Below are 9,212 nucleotides of genomic sequence, written 5' to 3' on the forward strand. Positions count from 1 at the left end.
GCTTTTTGCAAGTCTTCCCAGAAACTTGGATAGGATTTCTCCACTACTTTAAAATCTTCAATTTCAACCTCCGGCACAATCAAGGCCAGCGGTGCAAAAGCCATCGCCATACGGTGGTCTTCATAAGTTTGGATGAAAACCTTTTCGGGAATGCTTCTTTTAGCACAGTTTAATTTGTAAACCTGACCTTTTTCGATTAGTTCGACACCAATTTTTGCCAGTTCGTTTTGCAGCGCTTTTACACGGTCGGTTTCTTTGATCTTTAACGTTTCTAAGCCGGTAAAAGAAGCATCGTGGCCTAAAGCTGCACAAACGACGATAACGGTTTGCGCCAAATCGGGACAGGTTTTAAAATCGAAAATTTTACGGACGACAGTTTTCGGTTCTTTCTTCAACCAAACACCGCCATCTTTAAACTGCGAGGTGATGCCAAAATTCGCCATGATTTCTGTGATCGTACTGTCGCCCTGCAAACTGTAAAGCGTTAATCCCGGCAGGAAAATTTCTGCTTCCTGACACAAAGCAGCAATGGCGTACCAGTAAGAAGCGGCGCTCCAATCCGGTTCCACATAAATGGTTGCCGGTTGAAAAGGTTGATTTTGAATGGAAATAACATGGCCGTTCCATTGATGTTGGATGCTGCATTGTTGCAACATCGAAAGCGTCATTTCTACATAAGGCCGGGAAGTTAATTCTCCTTCGATATGCAAATTTAAACCCAGCGGCAGTTGCGAAGAAATCAGCAATAAAGCCGTAATATACTGACTGCTGATATCGCCTTTGATTGAAACATCTGCGGTTTGCTGTTCAAATCCGCCAGTTATTTTGATTGGTGGAAAACCTTCTTTTTCTTCGTAAGCAATTTCTGCACCTAAGCTTCGTAAAGCATCTACCAAAATCCCGATTGGGCGTTGCTTCATGCGTTCCGTTCCTGTTAAAACTACCTGATGCTGTTTTTGCAGGGTAAAAAATGCCGTTAAAAAACGCATGGCGGTGCCAGCGGGGCCGATGTTAATGGTAGCTGTCAGCTTAGAGCTATCAGCATTCAGCGATTTTGCAGCATTTACGGGCTGATTGCTGATTGCTGATTGCTGATTGCTTCTTAGCACCTTTTCCAACGTAACCGTATCTGCCGCTTCGGATAAATTTTCGACCTTGACTTTGCCTTCGCTTAAAGCGGCAATCACCAAGGCACGGTTGCATTCGCTTTTAGAACCCGTCAGTTTGATCGTGGTATTTACCGTTTTATCCGGTTTGGATAAAATCAAATTTCCGGCTTCCATTAAGCTTCAGCAACAGAAGTATGGTTCATGATTTCGGTTTGCTTGCGGATAGATTCGTGGTGCATCAGCTCCAGTAATTTCTCGGTAAAATCGGTGCTTAATTTTAAAGCTTTGGCGTACGAAGTGCGTTTGTGCAAAATCTCGTCCCAACGGTTTACCTGCAAAATGGTAACGTTGTTGTCTCTTTTGTATGCGCCAATTTTTTCGACAACCTGCATTCTTTCTGCCATTTTAGAAATGATCTGGTCATCAATTTTATCAATTTGAGCGCGCAGTTCCGCCATTTTATCAATCGCAGCCTTGTCTTTCAGTTCCGGCTTGCGTTGTGTTAAATGATCTATCAAGTCGCTTAATGCTGATGGCGTTAATTGCTGTTTCGCATCCGTCCATGCCACAGAAGGATCAATATGCGATTCGATCATCAAGCCCTGCATATCCATATCCAACGCTTTTTGTGCGATGTACGGAATCAGTTCACGGTTGCCGCAAATATGGCTTGGGTCGTTAATAATCGGCAGTTCCGGTGCTAAAGTTTTTAAGCTGATGGCCAAATCCCAGTGTGGTTCGTTGCGGAAAGCCGATTTTTCAAAAGAAGAAAACCCGCGATGGATAGCAGCCAGCTTGGTAATTCCGGCCGCATTGATGCGTTCCAAAGCGCCAATCCACAAAGAAAGATCAGGGTTTACGGGATTTTTCACCATCACCGGCACGTCAACACCTTTCAAAGCATCCGCAATTTCCTGCACGGTAAACGGGTTAACGGTAGAACGCGCACCAATCCATAAAATATCAACGTCCGCATTTAAAGCTTCTTCCACGTGTTTAGCGTTGGCCACTTCCACCGCCGTTGGCAAACCGGTTTCTGCTTTGGCGCGTTTTAACCATTCCAAACCAATACTGCCGATGCCTTCAAATTCGCCAGGGCGCGTACGTGGTTTCCAGATGCCAGCACGTAAAACGCTTGCTTTTCCGGTTTTGGCAATTAAATGTGCCGTTGCAAGCAATTGTTCTTCGGTTTCGGCACTGCAAGGGCCGGCAATGAGCAAAGGTTCGTGGCCGATTTTCATCCAGGAACCAAGCGGTTGTATTTTAAGATCGAGTTTCATAGTGTTGGGGATTTGAGATTGAGTTTGCTAAATTTTATGTGCTAAAAGAAGTATGTCAGATCTTGTCGTTTTTACGGTATTCGCCCAGAATATTAAAGTTTTGTGTGTATTTTAAAACCTGTTTAATAGCAGCATCATATTGCCGGGCTTCCTGCCATTCTACATCGGCATAAAAGTTATATTCGTTGGGTTTGCCAAGCACAGGCATGGATTGTATTTTGCTGAGGTTGACTTCGTGCTCAGCAAAAATATTTAACACTTTGGCGAGCGAACCGATCTCGTTTCCGGATTGAAAACATAAAGAAGCTTTGTTTGGATTGGCCACCGTTCCGTTTTGTTTATCCGCCATAATTAAAAATCGGGTAAAATTCTTTTTGTTGGATTCGATGCGTTTTTCTAAAGGATTCAACTCGTACAATTCTGCCGCCATGGTATTGGCGATGGCAACGGTATCCAGCAATTTTTCGTCACGAACACGTTTCGCGCAAGCCGCGGTATCGGTACTTTCTATGACTTTAATTTGCGGATATTCTTCCATAAAATCCACGCACTGACGTAAGGCAATCGGGTGCGAAATAGCAAATTTTACGTCTTCAAATTTAACGCCTGGGTAAGCCAGCAGATGCAGTTGGATACGCAAAGAAACTTCGCCAACCACCGGGAAATTGTAGTTCATCATCAATGAATAGTTGGGCAGCAAACTTCCGGCAATGCTGTTTTCGATGGCCATCACCACATAATCAGCTTCTTTGCGGCTTAAAGCTTCAAACGTTTGCTTAAATGAAGTACATTCTACCAGTTCAATATCTTCGCCAAAAAACTTAACGGCAGCTTCCTGATGGAAAGAAGCTTTGATCCCTTGTATGGCTACGCGTGGTTTGTTCATGCTGTTTTTACAATGCAAAAAGTCCCGGCTTTTTGGGCCGGGACTTTTTGATATTTTGTTTCTTTATTAAGATTCTACATATCAAACCCGGCTCTTACCGCTAAAGTAAAAGTAAAAAAAGCCGAAAAAGAATGTATTGCTAAAAGTCATTATTGTATTGCGTTTTCAAATGTACACGGAAAAAGGAGAATGTCAAGAGGAAAGTTGAAATAATTATTAAAATTTTAAAAGATTATAATCTGTCTAATTTTGGTTTAATTTATTGAATGCTAAAGAAATTTGTGGACAAACTTGATTCATTGAAGTAATCTGCTTAATTAAAGCTTGAGCCGATGCAAATCCTTTTGAATCTAGAACATCGTGTGAAATTGGTTCTTCAAGAACTTCACTATACTTTTGTTTAACAAGTTTTTGCAACTGTTTAAAAAACTTTTCATTACTGCGAATTTCTACATTTGCTGGTATAGAAGCCTTTATTTGATCGATATCTTCGATTGATAATAAAACTTTATCATCAGTAGCTTCCTTGACAATTTCAATCCAAATTTCAGTCGAAACTGAATCTTCTATATCCTGATTTCCTGCAAAAAAGAAGTTTGATGTTATTGCACTTGTTCCAAGTTCCAGTTTCATATCAGCATCAAACAAATAGATTACAAATTCTAATGATTTTTTAAAACCTGTTAAAACATTTTCCAACGCTTTTTTTCCCTCAATCCATTTGTTCTTACCTGTAAGATTGATAAGTTGAATGTTATCATCTTTCAATGTAGAACCAGTATGAATCTTATATAATTCAGGAATTAAATAAGCTTCTGTGTCTCCTTCAGTGACTAAGAATTTATCATAAAAGAGAAAGTCGCTATTTCTAAGTTCTAATGCTTCAAAAATTTCATCAACGGAATTACAATTATTAAATTCAGTGTAAGCAATATTATTTAATGATACACTTTTAATAATATTAAGCTTTGATTTATCAATAAAAATGGTTGAATGTGTACTAATAAGGGTTTGTACATTAGTCTGAGATACTTCTTTAATAATATCAAAAAACTGTCTTTGTGCCGTGGGATAAAGATGTGTTTCAGGTTCATCAAAAGCCCAAATAAATTTTGTGTTTGTCATTCCTGATTCAATGCTTGCAAGTGCCCCTGCTTTAATTAAGGCAAACCATATTTGTCTTTTAATGCCTTCTCCTTGTAAATCTAAATGAATGTCGCCATCAGCATTGAGTTTGTTTATTAATATGTCTGTAACGGTTTCTTTTACCTCGAAATAAATCTTAGTTTTTATACCTGTTATATTTGGAAGCATTTCACCTATTGAATCCTTCAATAACATCAATTGTTGATTAATTTCTTGTTCTACTTCAATCGCTGCAATACTGGCATAATTTTTTAAAGGAATGATATGAGCTTCAATTTTTGTGGCCATCGCATCCGCTGCTATTTTTTTGATGTCATCTAACGAGCAATTCCAGTCTAAATACCGAAAAACCGGAAACAAACCTTTATCTGCTTTTTCAATTTTATATTCTGCCCAACAAATTTGTAATGATACCTTATTATAAATAGCACGAATTTTTTCAAGATTTGAGAATCTGCCTTGTTTGTTTACATTTTCAATTTCATTAGGTTTTATTGAAAATTCTTTTGTTCTTTTAGCTAAATCTACAGCAGTTCTATTCCAAAGGGTAAGAAACTCATTATCTTGAAATGAATCTTTAGTCAAAATAAATGAGTTTATTATAGAAGAATCACTATCGAACGCACGCATAAACCAAATCTGTGAAGACAAATTTTCTATAGCCCATAAAAGTTGATTAGAAAATGGTGCATTTTCATCATCTATATCATGATCTTCAATTACAAATTTTCCTAAAACAAGTGTTTGATTAGGATTATAAAAAAAGCTTGGAAGGGAGTATTTTGTCAATAATGCCTCAAATGATTCATTTGACAAAGCTGAGTTTGACAAGTCTTTTTTGAAACTACCGTTTTTTAAAGAATGATAGACTGGTTTTTCATCTAATAAAAGCCCTATTGCCTTTAAAATAGTTGTTTTACCACAATCGTTAATTCCAATAAATATGTTTGGCTCATCATTAAATAAATCAACTTCTAAAAGCTTACAGCTTCTGTAGTTAACAACAATTAAATTTGCTAAATACATTAATCTATTTTGTTATAGTTATAGATTCCTTTTATGTTTCTGTCAAAATATATTCCATGTGAACTTGCACTCATCAAGCCTGAATAAATATTAAATGGAACGTTAATAAAATGATAAACATCTCCCTTTTTAAACTCTATTTCTAAAGTTTGAGAAGTGTTATCATAGCCGACTGAAGAAATGTTAGATGAGCTAACGGTATTTCTAATCATAACAAGCGATTTAAGGTAACTGGTTTAACTTAATCGCAAGTTAATAATAATCAAGATTAATAAGTAATTTTGGTATTTGTATTATTAAAAATTGTTAAGATTTCACCTCCTCCAACTCCGCATAATACTCCCGCTGCATCACTTTTGCAACCTGCGTGCTGCCATCATGGCTCCAGCCTGGAGGCATCACTAAATACTTCACTTTATCGGTAAAAGTCGGTGCTTTTTTTACATCAGCAATTAAAGCTTTCCATTCGTGGAAGATGATGTTAACTGCACCCATGTCATCCGGTTGCGTGGTTAAGCCATACTTAATTGGCTCCGGTAAATCTTCCTGAAAAGTTCCAAACATGCGGTCCCAAATGATAAACATCATGCCCATATTTTTATCTAAATATGGTACATTGGAAGCGTGATGGATGCGGTGGTGCGCCGGCGTTACAAAAATAAAATTATACCATTTCGGGAAGTTGATATTGGCCTGGGTGTGTACTAAATTGCCGTAAAGTTGGGTCAACAAGTAAGCATACAAAATGTCTATTGCCGAAAAGCCCATTAGCGCCAGCGGTAAATAGAAGAAAACGCGGTAAAGTGGTTCAAAAACGGTAGAGCGGAAACCGGTGGTCAAATTAAAATGTTCGGAAGAATGGTGCGTTACATGCATCGCCCAAAACAGGCGGCTGTAATGGCCAACGTAATGTAAAACCCAGTACAAAAAATCTTGCGTTGCAACCAGCACAAACCAATACAAAAACACGTTTTTAATTTCAAAAAAGCGGAACTGATAAAAATAGTTCAGCATAAAAAACGTCGTGCCTTTTACAATCAGGTTGATGAAAAAGGTTAATGTGGTTAAATAAATATTCGTCCAGGTATCACGTTTTTCGTAATATTTACGGTCTTCGCGGTAGCTGAAATACATTTCAACCAGCGTTAAAACGATCAGCAGGGCAAATAAACCGGCGGCAGCTTGATTTTTAAGGTCTAAATGAAGCATGAAAACTATGAGTTCTGGTAAAAGGATAAACTTCTGCAAAGTTCCTCTTCGTTGCAGAAAATATCAATAGTGCAATGTCCAATCTGTGTCAACAACGAGCAGTTGATTTTCCCCGAATTGTTTTTTTTATCACTCTTCATCAGTTCAATCAGCGCCGGAACAGATGCTTCTTTTATCGTATATTTTTCGTAAAACCGGCCCAGGGTTTCCATAATTTCCACCAGTTCGGCGGCGGTCAGTTCTGTTTTTTCAACCGATAAAAACGCTTCGCAAACCATGCCAATGGCAATGGCTTCGCCGTGGGTAAGCGGCGTTGCATCGTGTTGTAAAGAATAACTTTCGATGGCATGGCCAACGGTATGGCCAAAATTCAGGATCTTGCGCAAGCCTTTTTCTTCCGGGTCTTGCTTCACCACTTCGTTTTTAATGGTGATGGAATGGTAAATCAGTTCCGGGTCAATCGTTTCGGGCGATGCTTCTTTTAGCAGGTTAAAATAAGTGCGGTCAGCAATTAAGCCGTGTTTTAGCATTTCTGCAAAACCCGAAACTGCCTGGCGTTTTGGCAATGTGCGCAGGAAAAAAGTATCAATAAAAACAGCATTCGGTTGTGCAAATGTGCCGATGATATTTTTAAGATTATCCATATCAATGCCGGTTTTGCCACCAACAGAAGCATCAACCTGCGAAAGCAATGTAGTTGGGATCTGCACAAAATCAATCCCTCTTTTAAAAGTGGATGCCGCAAAACCGCCAATATCCGTAATTACACCGCCGCCAACATTGATGAGCAAACTGTTTCGATCGGCACCAAAATCAATCAGCATCCGCCAAATGCCAATGCAAAAATCAATGTTTTTATTTTCCTCGCCCGAAGTAACTTCAATCAAATCGTATTCGGTAATTTGCAACTGACTGATAAGCAGCGGCAAACAATGTTTTTCGGTTTGTTCATCCACCAAAAAAAATACTTTACTATAATTTTTCTCCCGAAGAAACTGGTTTAGTGCGGCAAAATCATCGTTAAAAACAATTGGGTAGGAGAGGCTTTGTATGGTTTCCATGCTTATTTTACTACGATTTTTTTGCCATCGAATTCCACATGGTCGCCAACTTTTATCTTTAACCGCTTCCGAAAATCTACCTCGCCGTTGTACTTCACCAAACCTTCCGAAACCACCATTTGCGCCTCGCCGCCGGATTGCACTAAATTGGTGGCTTTTAACAATTGGATCAGCGGAATAAATTCGCCTTGTAATTTAAATTCGATCATAAGCCTGCAAAAATATAAAATTGCTGCCAGCCAACGTTATTCTGTTGTTCAAACCTTAATTTTGTGCTATGGAAATCCACGCGCCGCGCCAAACAACATTTAAAAGTACGCCTTTATCTTTCGAAAATACCGCAATTGCTTTTCACCATGCCAATAATGCAGATTTGAAACGTGCTTACTGGCTGTTTAAAATTATCAACCTAAACTTTCTGGTAAAAATTGGCCCGCCGCTTACCAACTTTGCTTTTCGTATGGGTTTGCCTATCAAACCGGTGGTTAAAGCAACCATTTTCAAGCAGTTTTGTGGCGGAGAAACCATTGCTGAGTGCGAGCCTACGATCCGAAATTTACAATCCGGAAATGTGGGGACGATATTGGATTATTCAGTAGAAGGCGAAAATGAGGAAGCTGTTTTTAATGAAACGTGCGACCAGATTATTGCCACCATAAAACGGGCAAAAGGCGATAAGGCCATTCCGTTAACGGTTTTTAAAATTACCGGTGTGGGCAGTTTTGAGTTACTGGAAAAAGCAGATGCGGGTTTAAGTTTTTCTGCGGAGGAAGAAATGGCCTGGCAACGTGTTTTTGACCGCGTGGATTTAATCTGCAAAACCGCTTTTGATTTGGATGTTCCGGTGATGATTGATGCGGAAGAAACCTGGATCCAACGCACGATTGATTTGCTGGCGTTGAACATGATGCGGCAGTACAACCGGCAAAAAGCAATTGTTTACAACACATACCAGCTTTACCGGCACGATAAATTGGCGTCGTTGCAGGCCGATTATGCCGATGCCTTAAAAGAAGGTTTTTTGCTGGGCGCGAAGTTGGTTCGCGGTGCGTACATGGAAAAAGAAAACCGGCGCGCTGCCGAAAAAAGTTATCCAACTTTGATTCAACCCAATAAAGCAGCAACTGATCGTGATTATGATTTGGCCGTGCGTTTTTGTGTGCAACATATAGACCGCATTGCTTTTGTTGCCGGCACGCACAACGAGCAAAGTTGCAAACTGCTGGCCGATTTGCTGAACGAACACCAGATCGGCCAAAACCATCCGCACGTTTATTTTTCGCAACTGCTGGGCATGAGCGATAATTTAAGCTTTAACCTTTCTCACGCCGGTTACAATGTGGCCAAATATGTGCCTTTTGGGCCGGTAAAAGCCGTATTACCTTATCTTTTCCGCCGTGCTCAGGAAAACACAGCCATCGCCGGACAAACCAGCCGGGAGTTGGGTTTGATCAGCAAAGAGAAAAAACGAAGGAGGATTTAGGCAATACTGTTT

9 protein-coding genes are annotated in these 9,212 nt (G+C 39.6%); 1 reads left to right on the forward strand and 8 read right to left on the reverse strand.

Annotation, left to right across the window (positions count from 1 at the left end):
• The 8 genes from aroA to Q0192_RS11995 form a co-directional block, all read right to left on the reverse strand.
• The coding region (gene aroA / locus Q0192_RS11960) for a 3-phosphoshikimate 1-carboxyvinyltransferase (protein WP_299289713.1) at nucleotides 1-1,283 on the reverse strand (1,283 nt) is incomplete at its 3' end.
• Nucleotides 1,283-2,389, reverse strand: coding sequence for a chorismate mutase (locus Q0192_RS11965; RefSeq protein ID WP_299289714.1), 1,107 nt, complete (start codon nucleotides 2,387-2,389; stop codon nucleotides 1,283-1,285). The genes aroA and Q0192_RS11965, both read right to left, overlap by 1 nt.
• Before the next feature lie 55 nt (nucleotides 2,390-2,444).
• Complete coding sequence (locus Q0192_RS11970) at nucleotides 2,445-3,275, reverse strand: prephenate dehydratase (RefSeq protein WP_299289715.1); 831 nt, start codon at nucleotides 3,273-3,275, stop codon at nucleotides 2,445-2,447.
• A gap of 243 nt (nucleotides 3,276-3,518) precedes the next feature.
• On the reverse strand, nucleotides 3,519-5,447 hold the full coding sequence (locus tag Q0192_RS11975; RefSeq protein ID WP_299289716.1) for an AAA family ATPase: 1,929 nt from the start codon (nucleotides 5,445-5,447) through the stop codon (nucleotides 3,519-3,521).
• Nucleotides 5,447-5,659: a KTSC domain-containing protein gene (locus tag Q0192_RS11980; RefSeq protein WP_299289717.1), complete on the reverse strand. Its 213-nt coding sequence runs from the start codon at nucleotides 5,657-5,659 to the stop codon at nucleotides 5,447-5,449. Before Q0192_RS11980 ends, Q0192_RS11975 begins: the two co-directional genes overlap by 1 nt.
• A gap of 94 nt (nucleotides 5,660-5,753) precedes the next feature.
• Nucleotides 5,754-6,656 carry a sterol desaturase family protein gene (locus Q0192_RS11985; RefSeq protein WP_299289718.1) on the reverse strand — a complete coding sequence of 301 codons (903 nt, stop codon included), beginning with the start codon at nucleotides 6,654-6,656 and terminating at the stop codon, nucleotides 5,754-5,756.
• A gap of 5 nt (nucleotides 6,657-6,661) precedes the next feature.
• On the reverse strand, nucleotides 6,662-7,717 hold the full coding sequence (aroB, locus tag Q0192_RS11990; protein WP_299289719.1) for a 3-dehydroquinate synthase: 1,056 nt from the start codon (nucleotides 7,715-7,717) through the stop codon (nucleotides 6,662-6,664).
• Between the two features lie 2 nt (nucleotides 7,718-7,719).
• Entirely contained in the window at nucleotides 7,720-7,926 is a 207-nt protein-coding gene (locus Q0192_RS11995; protein ID WP_299289720.1) for an RNA-binding S4 domain-containing protein, read from the reverse strand.
• Between the two features lie 68 nt (nucleotides 7,927-7,994).
• On the opposite strand from Q0192_RS11995, the gene Q0192_RS12000 reads away from it, so the two are divergent.
• Complete coding sequence (locus tag Q0192_RS12000; protein WP_299289721.1) at nucleotides 7,995-9,200, forward strand: proline dehydrogenase family protein; 1,206 nt, start codon at nucleotides 7,995-7,997, stop codon at nucleotides 9,198-9,200.
• The last annotated feature ends 12 nt before the right edge of the window (nucleotides 9,201-9,212 follow it).

The organism is uncultured Mucilaginibacter sp., assembly GCF_937859865.1.
Classification (GTDB): Bacteria; Bacteroidota; Bacteroidia; order Sphingobacteriales; family Sphingobacteriaceae; genus Mucilaginibacter_A.

Bases quoted from the DNA above. Each gene is read 5' to 3' on its own strand.
- Q0192_RS11980 (WP_299289717.1), bottom strand. From the start codon at position 5,659: ATGATTAGAAATACCGTTAGCTCATCTAACATTTCTTCAGTCGGCTAT.
- Q0192_RS11965 (WP_299289714.1), bottom strand. From the start codon at position 2,389: ATGAAACTCGATCTTAAAATACAACCGCTTGGTTCCTGGATGAAAATC.
- aroB (WP_299289719.1), bottom strand. From the start codon at position 7,717: ATGGAAACCATACAAAGCCTCTCCTACCCAATTGTTTTTAACGATGAT.
- Q0192_RS11970 (WP_299289715.1), bottom strand. From the start codon at position 3,275: ATGAACAAACCACGCGTAGCCATACAAGGGATCAAAGCTTCTTTCCAT.
- Q0192_RS11975 (WP_299289716.1), bottom strand. From the start codon at position 5,447: ATGTATTTAGCAAATTTAATTGTTGTTAACTACAGAAGCTGTAAGCTT.
- Q0192_RS11995 (WP_299289720.1), bottom strand. From the start codon at position 7,926: ATGATCGAATTTAAATTACAAGGCGAATTTATTCCGCTGATCCAATTG.
- Q0192_RS11985 (WP_299289718.1), bottom strand. From the start codon at position 6,656: ATGCTTCATTTAGACCTTAAAAATCAAGCTGCCGCCGGTTTATTTGCC.
- Q0192_RS12000 (WP_299289721.1), top strand. From the start codon at position 7,995: ATGGAAATCCACGCGCCGCGCCAAACAACATTTAAAAGTACGCCTTTA.